The organism is Pseudomonas helleri, assembly GCF_001043025.1.
Lineage (GTDB): Bacteria > Pseudomonadota > Gammaproteobacteria > Pseudomonadales > Pseudomonadaceae > Aquipseudomonas > Aquipseudomonas helleri.
Window position 1 is genome coordinate 233340 of the sequence record NZ_JYLD01000006.1, and the last position, 20684, is coordinate 254023.

The 20684-nt window shown below is 58.6% G+C and carries 21 protein-coding genes; 12 read left to right on the plus strand and 9 right to left on the minus strand.

Annotated elements, in window-relative coordinates; translation table 11 throughout:
- Position 1 precedes the first annotated feature (1 nt).
- From TU84_RS12000 to TU84_RS12020, 5 genes are all read left to right on the plus strand, one after another.
- Positions 2 to 1018: an ABC transporter permease gene (locus tag TU84_RS12000; protein WP_088500386.1), complete on the plus strand. Its 1017-nt coding sequence runs from the start codon at positions 2 to 4 to the stop codon at positions 1016 to 1018.
- 30 nt (positions 1019 to 1048) lie between these two features.
- A complete protein-coding gene (locus TU84_RS12005) occupies positions 1049 to 2104 on the plus strand; it encodes a substrate-binding domain-containing protein (RefSeq protein ID WP_048369296.1) in 1056 nt (351 codons plus the stop codon).
- 120 nt (positions 2105 to 2224) lie between these two features.
- On the plus strand, positions 2225 to 4609 hold the full coding sequence (locus TU84_RS12010) for a TonB-dependent receptor plug domain-containing protein (protein WP_048369297.1): 2385 nt from the start codon (positions 2225 to 2227) through the stop codon (positions 4607 to 4609).
- A gap of 106 nt (positions 4610 to 4715) precedes the next feature.
- Positions 4716 to 6086, plus strand: a complete 1371-nt coding sequence (locus TU84_RS12015) for an APC family permease (protein ID WP_048369298.1) — start codon at positions 4716 to 4718, stop codon at positions 6084 to 6086.
- Complete coding sequence (locus tag TU84_RS12020) at positions 6083 to 6529, plus strand: DUF3574 domain-containing protein (protein WP_053225221.1); 447 nt, start codon at positions 6083 to 6085, stop codon at positions 6527 to 6529. Before TU84_RS12015 ends, TU84_RS12020 begins: the two co-directional genes overlap by 4 nt.
- On the opposite strand, the gene TU84_RS12025 is transcribed toward TU84_RS12020, so the two are convergent.
- The gene (locus tag TU84_RS12025; RefSeq protein ID WP_048369299.1) at positions 6526 to 6990 is read right to left on the minus strand and encodes a DUF3574 domain-containing protein; all 465 of its coding nucleotides are present in this window, start codon (positions 6988 to 6990) and stop codon (positions 6526 to 6528) included. The two genes, TU84_RS12020 and TU84_RS12025, sit on opposite strands and share 4 nt — an antisense overlap.
- A 299-nt stretch (positions 6991 to 7289) precedes the next feature.
- Here TU84_RS12025 and TU84_RS12030 point away from each other — a divergent pair, with 299 nt between their 5' ends.
- From TU84_RS12030 to argE, 4 genes are read left to right on the plus strand one after another with little or no spacing between them, the layout of a single operon-like run.
- Complete coding sequence (locus TU84_RS12030; RefSeq protein WP_162207686.1) at positions 7290 to 8621, plus strand: flavin-containing monooxygenase; 1332 nt, start codon at positions 7290 to 7292, stop codon at positions 8619 to 8621.
- Positions 8622 to 8645: 24 nt separating this feature from the next.
- Positions 8646 to 9056 carry a RidA family protein gene (locus TU84_RS12035; protein WP_047293191.1) on the plus strand — a complete coding sequence of 137 codons (411 nt, stop codon included), beginning with the start codon at positions 8646 to 8648 and terminating at the stop codon, positions 9054 to 9056.
- Positions 9057 to 9067: 11 nt separating this feature from the next.
- Entirely contained in the window at positions 9068 to 9745 is a 678-nt protein-coding gene (locus TU84_RS12040; protein WP_048369301.1) for a DUF1028 domain-containing protein, read from the plus strand.
- Positions 9742 to 10887: an acetylornithine deacetylase gene (argE, locus tag TU84_RS12045; RefSeq protein ID WP_048369302.1), complete on the plus strand. Its 1146-nt coding sequence runs from the start codon at positions 9742 to 9744 to the stop codon at positions 10885 to 10887. The genes TU84_RS12040 and argE overlap by 4 nt, the downstream gene beginning before the upstream one ends.
- 89 nt (positions 10888 to 10976) lie before the next feature.
- Here argE and TU84_RS12050 read toward each other — a convergent pair whose 3' ends face one another.
- Complete coding sequence (locus TU84_RS12050) at positions 10977 to 11888, minus strand: LysR family transcriptional regulator (RefSeq protein WP_047294692.1); 912 nt, start codon at positions 11886 to 11888, stop codon at positions 10977 to 10979.
- A 250-nt stretch (positions 11889 to 12138) separates the two neighbouring features.
- On the opposite strand from TU84_RS12050, the gene TU84_RS12055 reads away from it, so the two are divergent.
- Complete coding sequence (locus tag TU84_RS12055; RefSeq protein WP_047294695.1) at positions 12139 to 13554, plus strand: purine-cytosine permease family protein; 1416 nt, start codon at positions 12139 to 12141, stop codon at positions 13552 to 13554.
- A gap of 137 nt (positions 13555 to 13691) precedes the next feature.
- Here TU84_RS12055 and TU84_RS12060 read toward each other — a convergent pair whose 3' ends face one another.
- A complete protein-coding gene (locus TU84_RS12060; RefSeq protein WP_048369303.1) occupies positions 13692 to 14384 on the minus strand; it encodes a pirin family protein in 693 nt (230 codons plus the stop codon).
- A 73-nt stretch (positions 14385 to 14457) separates the two neighbouring features.
- Positions 14458 to 14898: a DoxX family protein gene (locus TU84_RS12065; RefSeq protein ID WP_048369304.1), complete on the minus strand. Its 441-nt coding sequence runs from the start codon at positions 14896 to 14898 to the stop codon at positions 14458 to 14460.
- Between the two features lie 160 nt (positions 14899 to 15058).
- Here TU84_RS12065 and TU84_RS12070 point away from each other — a divergent pair, with 160 nt between their 5' ends.
- Together TU84_RS12070 and TU84_RS12075 are read left to right on the plus strand one after the other, a co-directional pair.
- Entirely contained in the window at positions 15059 to 15958 is a 900-nt protein-coding gene (locus TU84_RS12070; protein WP_048369305.1) for a LysR family transcriptional regulator, read from the plus strand.
- A 63-nt stretch (positions 15959 to 16021) separates the two neighbouring features.
- On the plus strand, positions 16022 to 16378 hold the full coding sequence (locus TU84_RS12075; protein WP_048369306.1) for a DUF488 domain-containing protein: 357 nt from the start codon (positions 16022 to 16024) through the stop codon (positions 16376 to 16378).
- A gap of 139 nt (positions 16379 to 16517) precedes the next feature.
- Here the strand turns inward: TU84_RS12075 and TU84_RS12080 are convergent, their stop codons facing one another.
- The 5 genes from TU84_RS12080 to TU84_RS12100 form a co-directional block, all read right to left on the minus strand.
- Positions 16518 to 16742 carry a hypothetical protein gene (locus tag TU84_RS12080; protein ID WP_048369307.1) on the minus strand — a complete coding sequence of 75 codons (225 nt, stop codon included), beginning with the start codon at positions 16740 to 16742 and terminating at the stop codon, positions 16518 to 16520.
- A gap of 114 nt (positions 16743 to 16856) precedes the next feature.
- Positions 16857 to 17594, minus strand: coding sequence for a bestrophin-like domain (locus tag TU84_RS12085; RefSeq protein ID WP_228392691.1), 738 nt, complete (start codon positions 17592 to 17594; stop codon positions 16857 to 16859).
- 238 nt (positions 17595 to 17832) lie between these two features.
- Positions 17833 to 18282, minus strand: a complete 450-nt coding sequence (locus tag TU84_RS12090; protein ID WP_048369308.1) for an outer membrane lipoprotein — start codon at positions 18280 to 18282, stop codon at positions 17833 to 17835.
- A 132-nt stretch (positions 18283 to 18414) separates the two neighbouring features.
- The gene (locus TU84_RS12095; RefSeq protein WP_048369309.1) at positions 18415 to 19374 is read right to left on the minus strand and encodes a tetratricopeptide repeat protein; all 960 of its coding nucleotides are present in this window, start codon (positions 19372 to 19374) and stop codon (positions 18415 to 18417) included.
- Positions 19371 to 20546: a retropepsin-like aspartic protease gene (locus tag TU84_RS12100; protein WP_157403797.1), complete on the minus strand. Its 1176-nt coding sequence runs from the start codon at positions 20544 to 20546 to the stop codon at positions 19371 to 19373. Before TU84_RS12100 ends, TU84_RS12095 begins: the two co-directional genes overlap by 4 nt.
- Positions 20547 to 20684: the final 138 nt, after the last annotated feature.

Below are 20684 nucleotides of genomic sequence, written 5' to 3' on the forward strand. Positions count from 1 at the left end.
TTTGATTTCCTCTTTGCCGGGCAGTGCCCCCAAGCCCAAGCGCGTGCTGGACGCGTTGATCCGTTATGGCCTGCTGCTGGTGCTGGCCGCCGTGGTGGTGTTTTTCAGCATTGCCGAACCGGCCTTTTTGCGGGTCAACAACCTGTTCATCATTTTGCAGTCAGTGTCCATCGTCGCCTTGCTGGCCCTTGGCGTGACCTTGACCATGGCCGTGGGCGGCCTCGATTTGTCCATCGGCGCGGTGGCGGCGATGAGCCTGATGATCGCCAGCTACGTGATGGTGGTGCTGGGCTGGGGCGCCGTGCCGGCGGTGTTGATCAGCCTGGCGGGCGGGGCTTTGGTCGGTCTTTTTAACGGCTGGCTGATCGTCAAAATGCGCGTGCCGGACATTCTCGCCACCTTGGGCAGCATGTTTTTGGTGATCGGTGTGCAACTGATTCCCACCGGCGGGCGCTCGATTGCGGTGGGCATGACGCTGCCCAACGGCGAAGAAACCGAAGGCGTGTTCAGCGCGGCTTTTCTGGCGCTGGGGCGCGGTCGGTTATGGGACACGGTGCCGGTTCCGGTGCTGGTAACCGCTGTCGCGGCGCTGGCCGTGTGGCTGTTTCTGGAGCGGGCGCGCATCGGCCGGTTGTTTTATGCCATCGGCGGCAACGAGCAAGCGGCGCACCTGGCGGGCGCTCCGGTGCATCGCTACAAACTGCTGGCGTACGTGCTGTCGTCCTTGCTGGCGTCAGTGGGCGGTTTGCTGCTGGCGGCGCGGCTGGGGCGCGGGGATGTCAGCTCCGGCAACGGGCTGGTGCTGGATGCACTGGGCGCAGCGCTGATTGGTTTTGCCGTGCTGGGCGCGAAGAAACCCAACGCGTTTGGCACGTTGATAGGCGCGTTACTGGTGGCCACCTTGCTCAATGGATTGACGATGCTCAACGCACCCTATTACGCCCAGGATTTCGTCAAAGGACTGGTGTTGGTGCTGGCGCTGATTTTTACCTTTGGTGTCGGACAGCGCGTGCGCTGATCTGGACGCCCTTACTTGCAAGGATCACCTATGTACACATCCATCAAAAGCGCCATTCGCCATGCTCTTGCCGGTGCGCTGTTGTCAGGCGCGGCTTTGGGCGTGCAGGCAGCCGGCTTACCGGGCGCCCCCGCGCCCTTCGACAAAGGCAATGTGCAGATTGCCATGGTCGGTTATCTGTTTTCCGGCGACTTCCCCGAGGCGTATCTGCAAGGCGTCGAGAAACAGACCAAAGCTCTGGGGGCGACGTTGCGAATTTTCGATGCGCGGCAACAGGCAGCCAGTCAGCGCGAGATGATCGAGCAGGCGATTGATCTGGGGGTCGACGGCATCATCGTGCAACTGGGCCTGGCCGAAACCCTCAAGGACTCGATCGATAAAGCCGTGGCCAAAGGCATCAAGGTGGTGACCTTTGACGTCGACCTGAACAACCCGAAAGTGACCCAGGTCGAGCAGGACCACCACGCATTGGCACGTCTGGCGCTGGAGCAGGCAGTCAAAGACAACGGCACGAAGTTCGACGCCGGGTATGTGTACATCAGCGGATTTACCCCGATGGAGTTGCGCAACGAGATCTGGACCCAGGTCAAGGCGGCCAATCCGGGCATTGTCGAGAAGGCTCGTTTTGGCACGCTCAACCCGCCGATTGCCAACTCGGTCGCCGACCAGGCCAGTGCCGTGTTGCGTGCCAACCCGGGCATCAGCGTGATATTCGCGCCGTTTGATGAGTTCGCCAAAGGCGCAAAAATTGCCGTTGATGAGGCGGGCCTGAGCTCCAAGGTGAAAATCTACAGCGCCGACATTTCCACGGCCGACATACAGATCATGAAAGAACCTGACAGCGCCTGGGTGGCGACCGCTGCGGTCAACCCGCAAGTGGCCGGGGCAATCAGTGTTCGCAGCCTGGCAATGCTGATTGCCGGCGAGAATCCGGGGCAAAAAGTATTGGTCCCGCCAACGCTGATTACCCGTCAGCAGTTGCTGGACCTTGATGTGAAGAACGTTCGCGATCTGGCGCAGAAACTACCTGCGTTTGGGGACACATCAGGGATTGCCACGGCGTCCTGGATACCGCTGGCCAAGTAACACGTTTCACACTCAACCAACACTCAATAACAACGATAGAGCAGTACTGCCGCGACGCTAATGCCGAAAACGCAAGTTCTCGGCAACGGGCGAGTATTAGCTGCAGTTCAGGAGTTGCATATGCATAACCGTTCACTTTCTTTACTGGCTGCAGTGATCTCAACCTTTACTTTGCTGCCCGCCTACGCCGACGATCCGGCACCCGGCGCCGACAGCAGCGAGCGTCTGGACACGGTGCTGGTCACCGGTACACGCGGTAAGGCCCGTACTGTGCTGGACTCACCGGTCCCGGTGGATGTGCTGACCGCTGCCGATCTTAAGTCGGCCGGAGCCAACAGCGGTGAGCTGGGCCAGGCGCTACAGACCTTGCTGCCCTCGTTCAACTTTCCGCGCCAGTCCAACTCTGGCGGTGCTGACCACGTGCGGGCCGCGCAATTGCGTGGCATGAGCCCGGATCAGGTGCTGGTGCTGGTCAACGGCAAGCGTCGACACACTTCGGCGGTGGTCAACGACTCGTCGAAAATCGGCCGTGGTACTGCGCCGGTGGACTTCAACTCAATCCCGATCAGCGCCATCAAACGTATTGAAGTGCTGCGCGATGGCGCGGGCGCCCAATACGGTTCCGACGCGATTGCCGGGGTGATCAACATCATTCTCGATGACGCCCCGGAAGGCGGCGAAGTGTCCACCACGTATGGCGCGTATCACACCCGTGAAAACGCCATCGGCAAGCGCATCACAGACGGCCAGAGCAGCCAGACTTCAGCCAAGATCGGCACCCGCCTGGGTGAAGACGGCGGGTTTATCCGCGTGGGCACCGAGTACAAGGACCGCAACCCGACCAACCGCGCCGGTTATGACGGTTTCGCCGACACACCGGGGCAACGCAACTTCGCCATGGGCGATGGTCTGGCGCGGGATGTGAACGTGTGGTTCAACTCTGAACTGCCTGTTGGCGACAGCAAAGCCTACTCGTTCGGCACCTACAACGAGCGCCATACCACCGGCTCGGATTTTTACCGCGAAGCTTCTGAGCACCCGGAGTTTTACCCCAACGGCTACCTCCCACAGTCCCTTGGCGACAACAAAGACTTGTCTTTGACCGCTGGTTTTAAAGGCATGCTCGATGACGACTGGGACTACGACAGCAGCCTCACCCACGGGCGCAACCGCTTCGATGGTTCAACCCAGCGCACCTTCAACCCCAGCCTCGGTGCAGACTCGCCGACGCGTTTTAACACCGGCGACTATGAGTTCCGCCAGACCACCGCCAACCTGGACTTGAGCCGCGAGGTGCGCTTTGCCGATCGCTCGTTCGTGCTGGCCGTGGGCGGTGAATACCGTTACGAAAACTACCTGACGTTTGCCGGTGACCCGGCCTCTTACTTCGGCAACGGTGCAGACGGCGCCAACGGCCTGCGCCCCAGCGAAGAGGTGAACCTGGACCGCAATGTGTTCGGCACGTACGCCGAGTTGTCCGGGGACCTCACCGACCGTTTGTTTGTCGACGTGGCCACACGTTTTGAGCATTACGACGACGCGGGCAGCAAACTCACCGGCAAGCTCAGCGGGCGCTATCGCCTGACTGACCAACTGGCCTTGCGAGGTGCGGTGTCGAACAACTTCCGTGCGCCGTCGCTGGCACAGGTCGGGTTCCAGAACACCACCACCAACTACGGTGACAACGGCGTGCTGACCGACATCCGTACGCTGCCGGTCAACAGCCCTATCGCCCGCGCCCTGGGCGCCCAGAAGCTCGACCCGGAAACCTCGAAAAACTTCAGCCTCGGCCTCACCGCTCAGCTCAACGACCGCTTTGATGCGTCGCTGGACGTGTTCCATATCGCCGTCAAAGACCGCATCACTCTGTCTCAACGGATTGGCAGTGACGCGCTGGAGCAGTACATCAACGACAACTTTGGTGTGCCGGGCGTGCATGACGTGAGCTTCTTCACCAACGCCGCCGACACCAGCACCAACGGTGCCGAGCTGGTGCTCAACTACCACCAGCCGCTGTTCGACGGCGTGTGGGGCGTAACTGGCGCCTACACCTACAACCACACCAAAGTCACCAAGACCCGTGGCACGCCTTCGCAGTTGTCGGGGCTGGGCATCGGCAGCGATGCGCTGGTGGGTGTTGAGGAGCGCAACACCTTGACCGACGCAGCGCCCAAGGACCGCATCGTGCTCTCGACCAACTGGGCCAACCAGCACTGGGGCCTGATGAGCCGCCTGACGCGTCAGGGCAAAACCACCCGCGTGTTCGATTTTGGCGATTCCTGGCCGACGCAAACCTACGGCGCGGTTTGGCAACTGGATGCTGAAGCGCAATACAAATTCACCCCGGCGTTCGACATCGCGGTGGGTGGCACCAACCTGACCGACAAATACCCGGACCGCTCCAACTCGCAAATCAACTACGGGGGCAACCTGCCGTATGACGTGCTGTCGCCGATCGGCACCAACGGCGCGTACTACTACACCCGTCTTACTTACGCGTTTTAAATCTTCTGTGTAGGAGCGAGCTTGCCTCGCGATCTTTTAAAACGTCAAAAGATCGCGAGACGAGCTCGCTCCTACAGGGGGATTCGGGTTTTTGGGGAACACTTTTATGAGCGAAGACGTATCTGCCATTGCCGGTGTTCAGCGCCATTTGCCGGTTTTCCAGGCATTGCTGGTCACCCTCGGCATGGTGATTACCACCGATATTTTGAAAACCGCACCCACGGTTGCGCTCAATGTGGGCAGCGACCATTTTTATTGGGTGTGGATACTCGGCGGGCTGCTGTCGATGGCGGGCGCCTTGTGCTTTGCAGAGATGGCCACGGCGTTTCCGCACCCCGGCGGTGACTACCATTTTTTGTGTCTGGCCTATGGCGAGCGCGTGGGGATGCTGTTTGCCTGGTCGCGTTTTTCGGTGATGCACACCGGCTGGATCGCGCTTTCAGCCTTTATGTTTGCCGATTACGTCAACGCGGTTCTGCCGCTCGGACCTTATGGTTCCGGGCTGTTTGCCGCCGGGGTGATCATCGCCCTGGTGCTGTTGAATTTGCTCGGCCGTGAGATTGGCTTTCTGACACAGACGGCCTTGGTGGTGCTGCTCGCCCTGGGGTTTCTGAGCATTGCGGCAGCAGGTGGCTGGCTGGCCTGGCAAGGTTTTGTACCCAAGGTGCCGAAAGTACTGGCGGTGCCTGAGCAAACCGGTTTTGCCGGTTTTTCTGCGGCAATGATTTTTGTTTTTCTGGCCTTTGGTGGCTGGAGCGATGCGGCCACGTTGTCGGCTGAGGTGCGTGATGGGCGGCGTGGCATGTTCATCGCCATGCTCGGCGCGCTGAGCCTGCTGCTGGCTATTTATCTGGCCTTGAACTGGGCCTTTATTCAGGGCCTGGGCTATGAGGGGCTGGCGGCCAGCGAGGCGCCGGGGGTCGAACTGCTGAACCGGGCATTTGGTGCCCCCGGTGTCGGCCTGATTCTGCTGGTGGTGGGTATTTCAGCGATTGCCAGTATCAATTCAACCCTGCTGGTGGGTGCTCGCACCACCTTCGCGGCGGCGCGGCAAGTGCCGCAATTGAGCGGCCTCGCGGTGTGGGACAAACGCCATGGCGTGCCACGTCGGGCGTTGCTGGCGATTGGTGCCGTGTCGCTGTTGTTGGTGCTGTTTGGCAGTTTTTCGCAAAGCGGCTTTAACACCATGGTGGAATACCTGACCCCGGTGTACTGGCTGTTTTTGAGCCTGAGCACCCTGGCCCTGTTGATCTTGCGGCACAAGTTTCCCGATGCGCCAAGACCGGTCAAAGTGCCTTTATACCCGGTGCTGCCGCTGCTGTTTTTCTCGCTATGCCTGTACATGCTGTATTCCAGCGTGGTGTTCGTCGGTTACGGCGCACTGCTGGGGATTGCCGTACTGGTGCTGGGCGCGATTTTGCTGGCGCTGCTGGGCAACACCAGCATCAAGCCGTCATCGACTGAGGAGCTGTTATGAAGAAGTGGGGTGTGTTTGCGCTGCTGCTGGTGGTTGCCGCCGTGGTCGCCGTGGGCGTCGCGCGAGATAAAAAACCGCTGGCGGGCGACCTTGATGGCCGCGCCATGGTGCGCAGTGAGCTGTACTTTGCCGCCGTGGACCCGCAGGCGTGGGATGAGTTTTTGTCTGCCGAGGTGACGCCACGCTTCCCGGATGGGCTGAGCTGGTACAAAGTCAACGGGCAATGGCGCGGGCCGTCCGGCAAGCCGGAAAAGCTGCCGTCGCGCATCATGATCCTGATCCATGCCGATAACAGCGCCAACCGCGAAGCGCTGGCCACCATCGGCCGGTTGTTCCAGGAGCGCTTCGGCTATGCGGTGTTGCAAGTGGTCAATCCGGTCCGGGCAAGCGACCCGGACTGGACAGCCGAACGTCTGGACGACAATCGGCAACTTTCACACTAGAACGACACCTGCGCCGGTTGTGACAGGCGCAGTACAGACAGATCGCCGGTGATGCGCTTCCAGGCCAGGCGAATGGCTTCGATGTCCTGCTCATGCTGCGCGGTGCCTTCGTGCAGGATGACGATCACCTTGGTGCTCAGCCGCTCCGGCTCGGGGGCACCGTGGTCGCGCCATTGGCCGTAGGCTTCAAGCACGCTGAAGCCGTCCGGAAAGCGTGTCGTGACTTCCTTGTCCAAAAACTCTGTCCAGCGCTGCGGGCTGATGACGTCAGCGCCGCTGCCGCCCAGGGTCCCCAATGAGAAATACAGCTCCGTGCGCAGCCATTGCGCCTGGGCGGGTCGCGTCGGGTCGCCGTGCAGTGATGAACTGGCCGGGTCTTTGGTGTGTACGGCAGCTGGCGGTGCACTGGCACAACCGGCAAGCGCCAGAAACAGTGCAGCGAACAGAAAACGTGACGGCATGAAGCGACCTGCAATCTTGGTGGGTGGGGGTGGAAAGGCCGACACTATAGAGGGCGTTTTGATGGCTCATCCAAGACTAAAAACAGCTTTTTAAATAGCTTAAAGGTATAAGAATCGCCCCCTGCTTGTGTAGGAGCGAGCTCGCCTCGCGATCTTTTGACCCTGACATTACAAGATCGCAGCCTTCGTTCCTCGACAGCTCCTACGGGGGGGATTGGGCCTCTGTATCTGATATTTATGCTCACATCCCAGCTTAATAATATTTTATTTAAAACAGCCCTCCCCCTAGCCTTGAAGTCATGCACGAACTGAATCCAACTGCATTACGCAAGGACAGAGACATGACGCTAGCGACAACAACAATAGACACCTTGGTAGTGGGGGCTGGCCAGGCGGGTGTGGCCATGAGTGAGCACCTGAGCAAGCAAGGTGTGCCTCATCTGGTGCTGGAGCGCAGTCGTATCGCTGAACGCTGGCGCACCGGTCGCTGGGATTCGCTGGTCGCCAACGGCCCGGCCTGGCATGACCGTTTCCCCGGCCTGGAATTCGATGACGTGGCCGCCGATGGCTTCGCCCCCAAAGAACGCGTCGCCGATTACTTTGAAGCCTATGCACGCAAGTTCAATGCGCCGATCCGCACCGGTGTCGATGTGCTCTCGGTGGTGCGCAATGTCGGCCGCCCGGGCTTTACCGTGCACACCAGCGAGGGCGTGATCGACGCCAAGCGTGTGGTTGCAGCCACCGGCCCGTTCCAGAAGCCGGTGATCCCGGCCATTGCCCCGCAAGACACTGCGCTGCATCAAATCCATTCAGCGGATTACCGCAACCCGGCGCAACTGCCTGCGGGCGCTGTGCTGGTGGTGGGCGCCGGTTCGTCCGGGGTGCAGATTGCTGATGAACTGCAACGCTCGGGGCGCCAGGTGTACTTGTCGGTCGGTGCCCACGACCGCCCTCCCCGCGCCTACCGTAACCGTGATTTCTGCTGGTGGCTGGGGGTGCTGGGTGAATGGGATCAGGCGGCGATGAAGCCGGGCCGCGAGCACGTGACGATTGCTGTCAGCGGCGCCCACGGTGGCAAGACCATCGATTTTCGTGAGCTGGCCCAGCAAGGCATGATCCTGGTGGGGCTGACTCAGGCGTTCAACAACGGCGTCGCCAGCTTCCAGCCCAACCTGCTGGAAAACCTCAAGCGCGGCGATGAAAACTACCTGGCGCTGCTGGATGCGGCAGACGCCTACATCGAGCGCAATGGCCTCGATTTACCGCTGGAGCCACAAGCCCGCCAGGTGTTCCCGGACGCCGACTGCGTGAAAAACCCGATTCTGCAATTGGACCTGGCGGTTGCCGGGATCACTTCGATTATCTGGGCCACCGGCTTTGCCGTGGACTACAGCTGGCTGCAAGTCGATGCCTTTGACGCCGCCGGCAAGCCGCAGCACCAGCGCGGTGTGTCGAGTGAATCGGGGATCTACTTCCTCGGATTGCCATGGCAGTCACGCCGTGGCTCGTCGTTTATCTGGGGCGTGTGGCACGACGCCAAATACGTGGCCGACCACATCAGCATCCAGCGCCAATACCTTGAATACCGCGACGCCGCACCGGTTGTTCGGCAATCGCCTGTCAGCGCCTGATTAACTATTTCTGGAGTTTTTTTGATGCCTACTCACACTCGCATCCGCATGTTCAACACCAAAGAAACCTACCCGAACCAGAGCCTGGACAACGACCTGTGCCAGGCCGTGCGTGCCGGTAACACGGTGTATGTCCGTGGCCAGGTGGGCACTGATTTCGAGGGCAACCTGATCGGCCTCGGCGACCCGCGTGCCCAAGCCGAGCAAGCCATGCGCAACGTCAAGCAACTGCTTGAAGAAGCCGGTAGCGACCTGAGCCACATCGTTAAAACCACCACCTACCTGATCGACCCGCGCTACCGCGAACCGGTGTATCAGGAAGTCGGTAAATGGCTCAAGGGCGTGTTCCCGATTTCCACCGGGCTGGTGGTGTCGGCACTGGGTCAGCCGCAGTGGCTGATGGAAATTGACGTGATCGCTGTAATCCCGGAGTAAGGAGGCTCGCCATGACCTTTTCAATCGTCGCCCGTTGCGCAGAAACCGGCCAGTTGGGCATCGCCATCAGCTCATCGAGCATTGCCGTGGGCGCCCGTTGCCCATGGCTGCGCCCTGGTGTGGGGGCGGTGTCGACCCAAAACATCACGCTGCCGGCATTGGGCCCGGATGTGCTCGACCTGCTGGAGCAAGGCCTCGCGCCCGGCGCGGCCATCGACACGGCGCTGACCCGCAACGGCTACAGCCAGTACCGGCAACTGACGGCGATTGATCATCAGGGCCGCTCCGTGCACTTCAGTGGCAGCGAAACCCTGGGCACGCACAATGCGCTGTCGGGCGAACAGTGTGTGGCGGCGGGCAATATGCTCGCTGACCACGCAGTGATTGCCGCAATGGTTCAGGCGTTTGAGCAAGGTGAAGGCCAGTTGGCCGATCGCCTGCTAGCCGCAATGCATGCGGCCATTGCTGCCGGCGGTGAAGCGGGCCCGGTGCATTCAGCCGCGTTGGTGGTGGTGGGCGAATTGACCTGGCCGATCATCAACCTGCGGGTGGATTGGGCCGATGAAAATCCCATCGGTGAGCTGCAAAAACTCTGGGACGCCTACCGCCCACAGGTCCAGGATTACATCGACCGCGCCCTCGCGCCTGACCGTTCCCCTGGTTACGGCGTGGCGGGAGATGATCGATGAGCAACAGCCGCAAACTGCTGCACACGCTGGTGGGGTTTGACACCACAAGCCGCGAGTCCAACCTGCATTTGATCGAGTTTGTACGCGATTACCTGGCAGGTTTTGGCGTGAGCTGCGAGCTGGTTTACAACGACGAACGCAGCAAGGCCAATCTGTTTGCCAGCATTGGCCCGAGCGAGGTCCCCGGCATTGTGTTGTCGGGGCATACCGACGTGGTACCGGTGGATGGCCAGCCCTGGACAACGCCGCCGTTCGAGCTGACCGAACACGACGGCAAGCTGTTTGGCCGGGGCACGGCAGACATGAAGGGCTATATCGCCTGCGTGTTGGCGCTGGTACCGACGCTGGTGCAGACGCCGTTGCGCATACCGGTACACATTGCCCTGTCCTATGACGAAGAAGTCGGCTGTCTGGGCGTTCGCTCGTTGCTCAGCGTGCTGGAGCAGCGCCCGGTCAAGCCGATGCTGTGCATTATTGGCGAGCCAACAGAACTCAAGCCCGTGCTCGGGCATAAAGGCAAGTTGGCGATGCGCTGTGATGTGCACGGTGAAGCCTGCCATTCGGCTTATGCCCCCTATGGCGTGAATGCCATCGAGCATGCCGCCGAGTTGATTGGCGAGCTGGGCCGTCTTGGCCGCCAGTTGCGCGAACACAAGGACCCACGCTTTGACCCGCCTTACAGCACCGTGCAGACCGGGGTGATTGCCGGGGGCAAGGCGCTGAATATCGTGCCCGCCGATTGCCGCTTTGATTTTGAGATTCGCGCCTTGCCGTCACAGGACCCGGGTGAAGTGGCCGAGGCATTGCAAACCTATGCCATGCAGCACGTGCTGCCACGCATGAAGGCGGTGAGCGCGCAGAGTGCGATCCGTTTTACCGAGTTGTCAGCGTATCCGGGGCTGGTCACCGATGAGCGCAGCCAGGCGGCTGAGTTGATTGCGGCGTTTTCCGGGTCTCGGGAATTCGGCACGGTGGCGTTTGGCACTGAAGGCGGGTTGTTCGATGCCGTGGGCATCCCCACGGTGGTCTGCGGCCCGGGCAGCATGGACCAAGGGCACAAGCCCGATGAGTTTGTGAGCGTGGCGCAACTGGCCGGGTGTGATGCGATGCTGCTGCGGATGCTGGATTCTATCCGCGCTTAAGTTTTGCCCTTGTAGGAGCGAGCTTGCCTCGCGATCTTTTTAAAGATCAAAAGATCGCGAGGCAAGCTCGCTCCTACTGGGTCGTGGGGTTAGCTGAGGACTCTGGCCAGTTCTTCGCGGCAATAATCGACAAACAATTGCACCGGCTTGGTCAGCGGTGCCCGGCGCAGCCAGACGGCTGAAAGCCCGGAGCCGGTAACAGTTTCGGCCAAGGGGATGCACACCAGTTTCTGCCCGTCGTAGGTGTATTCGGTGAAAGGCTTGGTGACCAGAATTGAAAACCCGAACCCCCGGCCGACCATGCCCCGCACCATCTCGATCGACGGCGAGCTGAAGACGATGTTCGGGGTCAGTCCGCGCTCTTCGAAGATGCTCACGAAGTAGGTCCGGCTCGGCAGCACGTCGAGCAAAATCATCGGTTCCAGTACCAGGTCGGCCAACGACACTTTGGCCTGCTGCGCAAAGCGGTGGTCTGCCGGTAACAGCGCGTACGGCTGCTGCGGCGGCATCAATGGCGTGGTTTCGATACTGCCGCCCAGGTCGTGTTCGAAAAGCATGGCCATGTCGATGCTGCCCGCCGTCAGCGCCTGCACCAGCTCTTGCTGCTCGCCGTCGCGGATGCGGATTTCCACCCCCGGCCAGCGCTTTTTGAACCCCGCAATCAGGCGCGGCAAATACAGCGGCGCGACAGTCTCAAAGCAGCCGATGTCGATCTGGCCCGACACCACATCATTGTCCGCCAGGGCGTTTTGCTCAAATTCATGGGCCACGCGCAGCAATTCCTGCGCCTTGCGATAAAACCGCGCGCCGCTGGGCGTCAGCGAAACGCCTTGAGCGTGGTGACGAATAAACAGCTGCACACCAAAGCTGTCTTCCAGTTGCTTGATGGCGGTAGACACCGAAGGCTGGGCGATATAAAGCTTGCGTGACGCCTCTGCGACGCTCCCGCATTCGGCCGTGGTAATAAAATATTTGAGTTGGCGCAGGTTGTAGGCAGCCATCCGGACCTCGATAAACGTGGGGTTTCGCCCCAAACAAGTGCAGAAAAAAGCCGATTTTTTCAGCGTTGGCGGTGTATGCAACATACCGGAGCAAAAAAAGGTATGAGCTATATTTTTTAAGGTCTATAGCAACAAACTTACTAATTTACCTGCTTGCCACCATTACAGATGATCACTCCAACAACAAAGCGCTGCCCTGAATGCGCACTGCGAAGTACGCCCACGTACTCTTCCTGCCTTGGAGTTCATCATGGTCACCACTGCAACATCCTCCGCACCACTCATCGAAAAGCACACGATTGGCTACGTGCCCCCGGAAGATCGCCATGGAAAGGTAAGAGACCTCTTCACCCTGTGGTTCGGCGGTAATATCGCGCCGTTGCCGATTGTGACCGGCGCACTGGGTGTGCAACTGTTCCACCTGAATCTGGTGTGGGGCATCGTCGCCATTCTGGTCGGCCACCTGCTCGGCGGCGTGCTGATGGCGCTGCACTCAGCCCAGGGCCCGCAAATGGGCATCCCGCAAATGATCCAGAGCCGCGCCCAGTTCGGTTCTCTCGGCGCGTTGCTGGTGGTGGTGATCGCCGGCGTCATGTACATCGGCTTCTTTGCCTCCAACATCGTGCTTGCCGGTAAATCCCTGCACGGCGTGGTCGACTCGGTGCCCGTACCGGTCGGTATCGTGATCGGCGCCATTGGCTCCGGGATCATCGGCATCATCGGCTACCGCTTTATTCACGTGCTCAACCGCATCGGCACCTGGGTACTGGGCGCCGGTATCGTGCTGGGTTTCGGTTATATCTTCACCCACATCCAGACCACCGACTTTCTGACCCGCGGTGAGTTCAACATCTCCGGCTGGCTGGCCACTGTATCGCTGGCGGCCCTGTGGCAGATCGCGTTTGCCCCGTACGTGTCTGACTACTCGCGCTATCTCCCGGCGGATGTACCGGTGGCGTCCACCTTCTGGGCCACTTACATGGGCTCGGTGCTGGGTTCCAGCCTGTCCTTCATCTTTGGTGCGGTGGCCGTGCTCGCAACGCCGGTCGGGATGGACACCATGGACGCCGTAAAACTCGCCACCGGCGCGATTGGCCCGTTGATGCTGGTGCTGTTTCTGCTCAGCGTGATCAGCCACAACGCCCTTAACCTGTACGGCGCCGTGCTGTCGCTTATCACCTTGATTCAGACCTTTGCTTATCGCTGGATTCCAACAGCCAAAAGCCGTGCGCTGATCTCTACCGTGGTGCTGGCAGCGTGTGCGATTGCAGCGGTCTTCGCCTCGAAAGACTTTATCGGCCATTTCGTCGACATGGTGCTGGTGCTGTTGGTGGTCCTGGTGCCGTGGACGGCGATCAACCTGATCGACTTTTACGCGATTCACAAAGGCAAATACGACATCGCTTCGATCTTCCGCGTCGACGGTGGCATTTATGGCCGCTACAACCCGCAGGCATTGCTGGCCTACGCCATCGGCATTGCGGTGCAGATCCCGTTCATGAACACACCGTTGTACGTGGGCCCGATCTCGGCACACATCGACGGAGCGGATTTGTCCTGGGTCGTAGGGCTGCTGGTGACGTCGCCGCTGTACTACTGGCTGGCGAGCCGGGACAGTGCGTACAAGCGCCGAATGAACGAATCGAAACTGGTGGGCAGCGTTTGATTAAAGGCCCGGCTTTTAAGCGCTGACGATGTATGAGGCTGCGATGGGATGTGAAAGCACTCATCGCAGCCTTCGTGCCTTGGCAGCGACTACAGGGTTTATGGGCGAGCCGCCGGTCATGGTGATCGTCTTTATCGTCAAAACACCTCAACCATGATCACTTCGGTATCGTCGATGGCCTCGACCAGCAGTTGGCTTTCATCGGTGATGGCCAGTCCGTCCCCTGCTTCCACCTGAACAGCGTTGACCTTTAACGCGCCCAGTGTCGGGACCAGGTAACCCTGCCCGGTCATTGAATAATTCAGGTGCTGCCCCGCCTTGAGCGTCGCTCCGAGCACGCGGGCATCGGCGCGGATTGGCAAGGCACCTTGATCGTCCGCCTTGCCGCTGGCCAGCACAGCCCATTGGCCGGCCCGCTCGCCTTTTGGAAACGGCCGGGAGGCCCAACGCGGTTGCCCGCCGTTTTGCCGTGGTCGCAGCCAGATCTGGAACAGCCTTAACGGGATGCTTTCCTCATTGCGCTCTTCGTGGCGGATGCCGCTGCCAGCGCTCATGACCTGCACATCACCCGCCACCGTGCGCCCGTAACTGCCGGTACTGTCGCGATGCGTCACGGCCCCTTCCAACAAGCAAGAGATGATCTCCATGTTTTGGTGGGGATGCATCGGGAAACCCGTGCCGGGGGCGATCACGTCATCATTCCAGACCACCAGCGCACCTAGCGGGCGGAGGGCAGGATTGCCCTCGGCCGTGACCCGGAAGTGATGGCGCGCATTGAGCCAGCCAAAGTCACCACCGCTGAGTTCAGATTTGAATCGATGTTCCAGCATGTCAGTTCCTTTTAGCTTGGCTCTGCTTGAGCGCTTGAGTTATCTGAACCCAGGCACAGTGGTTGAGGGCGTATCAGCGGCGGCGAGCGTCGAGGCTGAAGCGACCGACACCAAAGGCAACCACTTGCAACAGGCCACCGGCCATGGCGACGTTTTTAAAGAAGTGGATGAACTGGTTTTGGTCCGCCAATTGGTTATGGAAAGCCAGCGCCGTGGCCAGGCTAAACACTGCCAGCACTGCTGCGGCAACGCGGGCGCGGTAACCACTGAGCAGCGCCAGGCCACCACCGACTTCAACAACGATTGCCACGACCAAGGCCACTTGTGGAAGCGGCAACCCGACTGAGCCGATGTAACCGATCATCGCCGCCGGTGCAGCGAGCTTCGAGATACCGGAGAGGATGAAAATGATGCTGAGTAGCACGCGGCCAATCAAGGCTGCAGAGGCTTGAGCGGTGTCGGTTTGAGTGCCTTGGGCGCTGCCCGAATGGGCGATGGGTTGGGAGGTAGACATTGGGATTTCTTCCGTTGGATGCGGCTCGGTATGAGCCGCTCTGTTGAAGAAATGGTGCGCCTGCCCCGCTAATCTGAATAGCTGGTTAATTTAGATCATTAGATTCGATTTATTAGACAAGCTACTCTGCTGCCATCAACGAACATTCGATGAAACCTGCATGCTGTCTGAACCCGGCACACCGACACTGGACCAGTTGCGCGTGTTTCTGACCGTTGTGGAAGTCGGCAGCTTTGCCGCCGCAGCGCGCAAACTTCATCGAGCCACCTCGGTGATCAGCTACTCCATCGCCAACCTGGAAATGCAGCTCGGCGTGTCGTTATTTGATCGCCATACCACTCGCAAGCCGCAACTCACCGAGGCCGGGCGCACCGTGCTGGCAGAGGCCAGAACCATCACCAACGGCATTAATGGCTTGCGCGCCAAGGTCAAAGGCCTGCTCCAAGGGCTTGAAGCTGAAGTTCACTTGGTCGTGGATGTGATGCTGCCCGCCGAACGGGTAGTGGATGCCCTCAAGTCCTTTCGTGAAGCGTTCCCGACCGTGGCCCTTCACCTGCATATGGAAGCACTGGGGGCAGTAACTGAGCTGGTGGTGAACCGCGAAGCCATCATCGGCGTAAGCGGCCCGATGAATGAGGGCTTCATCGGCATCGAGCGCATTGCTGTTGGCAGTGTCGAGCTGATCCCGGTGGCTGCGCCGAATCACCCATTGGCCTGCGGTGAAGTTAACGCACGGGGCGCCGGGCGCGAACTCACGCAACTGGTGCTGTCCGATCGCTCGCACCTGACCAAGGACAAGGACTTCGCCGTCCTCAGTAATCGCACCTGGCGGTTGGCAGACCTGGGCGCCAAACACATGTTGCTACGTGAAGGTATCGGCTGGGGCAACATGCCCACGCCGATGGTCCAGGAAGACCTGGACAGCGGCCGGCTGGTGAAATTGAAAATTCCTGAATACGAGCGCGGCGACTACACATTTGACGTGATCTACCGCACAGACGCCCCACCCGGGCCTGCCGCGAAATGGCTGATAGAGCGGTTCGTTCAGCAATCGGCCTGAAAACGGCGTGCGCACCCTGCCCTGCTACGCTGTGTGTCTTATCGCGTGAACAGGGAGGACGCCATGAGCATTATGTTGAAGCGGGCTTATGAACAGCCGAGTGACACGGATGGCCAGCGCATTCTGGTCGACCGGCTTTGGCCACGGGGCGTGGCCAAGGCGAAAGCCAGGATTGATCTGTGGCTCAAGGAGGTCGCGCCCAGTACAGAACTTCGCCAATGGTTCGGACACGCGCCTGAAAAATGGCCCGAGTTCAAAAAGCGTTACTGCGAAGAACTTAAGAACAACCCCGCGCTGTCGCAACTCCAACAACAGGCGCAGCAAGGCGACATCACGCTGATCTATGCGGCCAAGGATCAATCACACAATGAGGCGGTGGTGCTCAAAGAGATGCTTGAAGGCCGCCTTGTGCTGGGTTGAGTTGCTGTTTTAGCGCGGTATATAGAATTCCACCTTGTGGGAGCGGGCTTGCTCGCGATACAGGCAACTCGGTGTGCCTGTAACAACTGGTCGGTGCAATCGCGAGCAAGCCCGCTCCCACAGGGTGCCAGGCTAACGACTACTTACGCGATTTGCCGAACATCATGCGCCAGCGATTGCGGTTGAGCAGCACCCAGCCGGTCAACTGCATGCACCCGGCCAGCACCAGACTGCGCATGAGGGCAGGCTCTGTAGGCTTTGGCCCGGTATAGATGCTGTACAGGGCGAAAAGGACGCCGAGCAGGCCGAGAATGAAAAAGATCAAACCGAGGATGGTGAGCCGATGCAACTTGAGCGAGGACATGGCGTAAATCGTTAAGGACTGGAGCGCTAACGTTACCCGGTAATGGGGCTGGCTGCCAATCGGTCAGCGATTCGAGGGGGCGACTCGCTGACACGCTCAGGCAACTTTAGCCCACTAGAACGTCAGCCCTCCTTGTTCGAGGGTCAAGATCAAGGCGTTCAAGTTATCGGGGGCCACGCGTATCAGACCTTTGCCCGGCACATCGATCTCCGCAATCATAAACAGTGCCAGCGCTGTAAAAATCGGCATGATGCACACCAACACATTACTCCCGGACTTGCCCCGCGCATTGTAGCCAATCAAAAAGTTGGAACAGACCGCACTTAACACAAGCAGTGCCCATGCAACGACCGGTATCTGATGCCGCCAGCTGGACATGGTCTTTTGCTGGGCTACATACAACTCACTGCTTGCATTAAGCACGGTCACAATGACCGGGTTGGGGTTAACCTTCGCGAGCTTGCTGATTTGAAACCACATATAGGCTTGTTTTTTGATGGATTCCATCCGGATATCCGCGCGTTTGGCGTCATCATCGGTGGCATAAAATGCAATCCGCAGGGCCAGGTATTCCTCCAGCAGTTTCTCTGCGGTCTCTTGCTGAGACTCGGTGAGCAACGTCGTGCGCTGGAATGCATTACCGATGGCGACAGCTTCATTTTCTTCGGCGGCCATGCGTGAGTTCAAACCGCTTATTGCAAAAGAAAGAATAAAACCCACCAACAAACCAAACATCGACAAGATGCAGCCTAATACAACTTTTAGCTCATCATCGAAATCAGCATTACGAACAGCTTTACCGCCCCACACCACCTTGCCTGCAAACGCTGCCAGGCACAAAACCAGCAGCATAGACACTAGAATCAACCACGAATACATATCAATGGGATGGAATATTGAGAGCATGTTTTAAATTTTTAAGTTGGGATTTGAACTAGGTATAGCACGCAAAAAAATCGCGCACGCATGATTTATCAGGCGCACCTGATGTCGGAAGGAAATGAGGATTTGTGGCAGTGACTGGTTTCGCAAAAAAGCTCAGGGGCATGCAGCCCTGAGCTTTTAAAATCGTGCGCCCGAACAGCGCACATCAGTTCTGCGGAATAACTCGCGCACCGCTGCCGGAGCCTTCGATGTACACGTGCATGCCGGGCGCCAAGGCCGGGTTAACCGGCTGGGTTACTGACACCAGAACACCGCTTTTCAGACGCACAATGAGCTGTTGCGCCTCACGGGGTTTGTCGTAATTTTGCTTCTCGGCGTAATTACCCCCCACGGCCCCCGCCAGCGCCCCGGCCACCATGGCCACATCACGCCCGGTGCCTGCACCGATCAAACTGCCCAGACCGGCACCTGCGATACCGCCCACAATGGCGCCAATACCACTGTCATGGTTTGACTTGACTTGCGTGAGTTCAACTTGCTCAAGCACGCCCGTACGGATTTCAAACTCCCCGCCGTTATTAGATCCACCAGTGACACAGGCGCTGAGCACTAGCGCTGCGAGGGTGATTGTTAACGTGGATATGATGCTTCTCATTGCGCACTCCCTGTTGAAAAGAAAGGTAGATTTAAACCCGAAAGAGCGTAGCACATGGTTTTCGCAGGTTCGGGGAGATGTGCGCAAGGTGGCTCGGGAGTGTTTTGGCCGGATGTTATTGAGGCAGACAGCCTATTGTTTGAAGAGAATTCCGTCACGTTGCCTGCCCAACTCGATGTTCTTGGCGAGTTCATCCTGCCATTGTTTTTTCTGCTGTTCCGTTGTCAGGTCCGGGTCCAGTTTTCCACTTTCGGTGAGGTTTGCGGCCCGTTGCGCCGCCGATGGAATCTTGTCAGCACTGAGCCGATACCACTTGTAGGCCTTGGCCATATCGGCGGAAACGCCATAACCCTTTTCATACATGTAGCCCAGATTGGCCTGTGCCATCGAGTCGTTGGCGAGTGCCGCGATTTCATACCAACGAAAGGCCGCCTTAAGGTCCTTGGCTTTTCCGTTACCCGTTGCAAAACACTTACCTGCCTGAAAGGCTCCTTGCGCCAATCCTACCTCACCTGCTCGCGCATAGAAATCGCAAGCCTTTTGCATCGACGCATCGGCTAGGATGTTGCGCTCATTGAGCAAGCCCAACTGTAATAACGCTTTTGCATAGCCAACTGCGGCTGCGAGATTGTAGAGATCGAGAAACTTCTGCTCAGAAAACTTAACTCCAAGTTCATGCTGGTACATAAAACCCAGGTTGTAGGTAGCTTCCGGATTTTTCTGCCTGACCGCTGCTTCCAGGTAGGTCTTGGCCAGGTCGAGATCTTGCTCGATATCGCCACCTGCCAGATACAGGGCGCCCAAGGTTGCGTTGGCCCGCTCATAATCCTTGGCCGCCAGCGCTTTCCAAATGTCCAGCGCGCCGGGAACATCCTTGGGCGTGCCTTTGCCCGTCAGCTTAAGACCCGCCATCATGTGCCTGGCCGCCAATTCATCGGGATTCGCAGCCAATTGCTGAGCCATGGAGAACGCGTTGTCATAGCGCCCTGCCGAGTACTCGGCGCGAGCATCCTCAATCGTTAACGCACTGGCAGAGGTCTGCAGAACAATCAGTGCTAACAAGCACGGGAGCAGTGTCTTAAGTGGTTTCATATCAAGCACGCCCTTGCAGATTTAACGTTGTAAACCAAGTGGTAGTGAGAGAAGCCCCTCCAGCCCAGCACATAGGGTGCAGGTAGCTTGCGAGTCCCCGAAAAGATCGCGGGCATCCGGATTGTTTTATTACCCGCCTCCACCTCGACCTCGGCACTGTAAGGTTGCTCGTAAGCCGCCCCGCGTGCGTCGTTGACGACACCACTGGATGTGATGTCCCGCACAGCACCTTGCGGCATGATCGCAGTCGCCAGATAGTCGCCCGAGTACCCGGAATCCAGTGCCACGATCGTACTTTTGCCATCCACTTTGGCGATGAAGTACAAGAATTGGTTAAAGCGCATGAAATCGCTGTTCAGGAACACCCTTGCTCGACACTCTTTTTCCAGGCTTGCAAGTTCATGAGCAGACAGGTTGATGGCAATACGCTCCGGCGAGAGATACAAACTGTCGAATCGCGAGATCATATCCAGACCAATAAGCGTCATCTGCCCTCCAACTAAAACCACAACATCGCGCATTTGCGTATTGCCGATCTTCAGTTCCTTGATCTGATACAAAGCCGCCTTCACTTTGCCAGCCCGATAATAAGTGCCTATCTCGGCGTCATAGTGCAGGGGCGTTAACTCAAGTTGCCTTGCATCCTGTTCGCTGATAAGGGTGACACTGGCACCGGTATCAAGTGCGCCGCTTACCTTCTGCCCATTTATTTCGATATCGACAACAGGCTTTGTGCTGTCTTGCAAAAAGCCCTCGCTCTCCGTACTCAAGGCAATATTGGTTTCAGCTTGGCTGATCAATCGCGTAGGCGATAAGGCTGCCAACTTTTCGAATAAAGCAACAGGAACGAGCTGGAACAACTGATTCTTTGCACGAGTATCAAGCGTTGCGAAAATACCTCGCAGATCATCGAATCTACCGTCACTGATCGCATTGGCGCTGACCAACAGCAGGCAACCCGACTTTAAACTGTCCTCTACTTGCTCACAGGGCGACCCTTGGGCGCCGTCAGCTCGTTTTCTTATCAGCGCCCTCTCCAGTATCAATGCCGATACAACATCCCCACCCTTGCGTTCGGCTGTCTTGGCGATGACTTCTTTTCGCGGGTAGGCCAACGCGACGGCAATCTCCTGCAACCCCTCTGCCAAAGCCGTCTGTGCCTGCAAGACCATGCACACGATCACTACCACTCGCTGAATCACCCTTATCACCACCCTCCTGGTCGTTTGATGTTGCGCCGGCCATTGCTTCACCGCATATCGGATTTATCCTACAACTGGATTTTTACAATTTAAGTGTCCAGCGAATTC

What these genes read in the sequence shown, in the direction of transcription:
- TU84_RS12005 (WP_048369296.1), top strand. Translation starts at nt 1,049, where the DNA reads ATGTACACATCCATCAAAAGCGCCATTCGCCATGCTCTTGCCGGTGCG.
- TU84_RS12010 (WP_048369297.1), top strand. Translation starts at nt 2,225, where the DNA reads ATGCATAACCGTTCACTTTCTTTACTGGCTGCAGTGATCTCAACCTTT.
- TU84_RS12015 (WP_048369298.1), top strand. Translation starts at nt 4,716, where the DNA reads ATGAGCGAAGACGTATCTGCCATTGCCGGTGTTCAGCGCCATTTGCCG.
- TU84_RS12020 (WP_053225221.1), top strand. Translation starts at nt 6,083, where the DNA reads ATGAAGAAGTGGGGTGTGTTTGCGCTGCTGCTGGTGGTTGCCGCCGTG.
- TU84_RS12025 (WP_048369299.1), bottom strand. Translation starts at nt 6,990, where the DNA reads ATGCCGTCACGTTTTCTGTTCGCTGCACTGTTTCTGGCGCTTGCCGGT.
- TU84_RS12030 (WP_162207686.1), top strand. Translation starts at nt 7,290, where the DNA reads ATGCACGAACTGAATCCAACTGCATTACGCAAGGACAGAGACATGACG.
- TU84_RS12035 (WP_047293191.1), top strand. Translation starts at nt 8,646, where the DNA reads ATGCCTACTCACACTCGCATCCGCATGTTCAACACCAAAGAAACCTAC.
- TU84_RS12040 (WP_048369301.1), top strand. Translation starts at nt 9,068, where the DNA reads ATGACCTTTTCAATCGTCGCCCGTTGCGCAGAAACCGGCCAGTTGGGC.
- argE (WP_048369302.1), top strand. Translation starts at nt 9,742, where the DNA reads ATGAGCAACAGCCGCAAACTGCTGCACACGCTGGTGGGGTTTGACACC.
- TU84_RS12050 (WP_047294692.1), bottom strand. Translation starts at nt 11,888, where the DNA reads ATGGCTGCCTACAACCTGCGCCAACTCAAATATTTTATTACCACGGCC.
- TU84_RS12055 (WP_047294695.1), top strand. Translation starts at nt 12,139, where the DNA reads ATGGTCACCACTGCAACATCCTCCGCACCACTCATCGAAAAGCACACG.
- TU84_RS12060 (WP_048369303.1), bottom strand. Translation starts at nt 14,384, where the DNA reads ATGCTGGAACATCGATTCAAATCTGAACTCAGCGGTGGTGACTTTGGC.
- TU84_RS12065 (WP_048369304.1), bottom strand. Translation starts at nt 14,898, where the DNA reads ATGTCTACCTCCCAACCCATCGCCCATTCGGGCAGCGCCCAAGGCACT.
- TU84_RS12070 (WP_048369305.1), top strand. Translation starts at nt 15,059, where the DNA reads ATGCTGTCTGAACCCGGCACACCGACACTGGACCAGTTGCGCGTGTTT.
- TU84_RS12075 (WP_048369306.1), top strand. Translation starts at nt 16,022, where the DNA reads ATGAGCATTATGTTGAAGCGGGCTTATGAACAGCCGAGTGACACGGAT.
- TU84_RS12080 (WP_048369307.1), bottom strand. Translation starts at nt 16,742, where the DNA reads ATGTCCTCGCTCAAGTTGCATCGGCTCACCATCCTCGGTTTGATCTTT.
- TU84_RS12085 (WP_228392691.1), bottom strand. Translation starts at nt 17,594, where the DNA reads ATGCTGCTGGTTTTGTGCCTGGCAGCGTTTGCAGGCAAGGTGGTGTGG.
- TU84_RS12090 (WP_048369308.1), bottom strand. Translation starts at nt 18,282, where the DNA reads ATGAGAAGCATCATATCCACGTTAACAATCACCCTCGCAGCGCTAGTG.
- TU84_RS12095 (WP_048369309.1), bottom strand. Translation starts at nt 19,374, where the DNA reads ATGAAACCACTTAAGACACTGCTCCCGTGCTTGTTAGCACTGATTGTT.
- TU84_RS12100 (WP_157403797.1), bottom strand. Translation starts at nt 20,546, where the DNA reads ATGGTCTTGCAGGCACAGACGGCTTTGGCAGAGGGGTTGCAGGAGATT.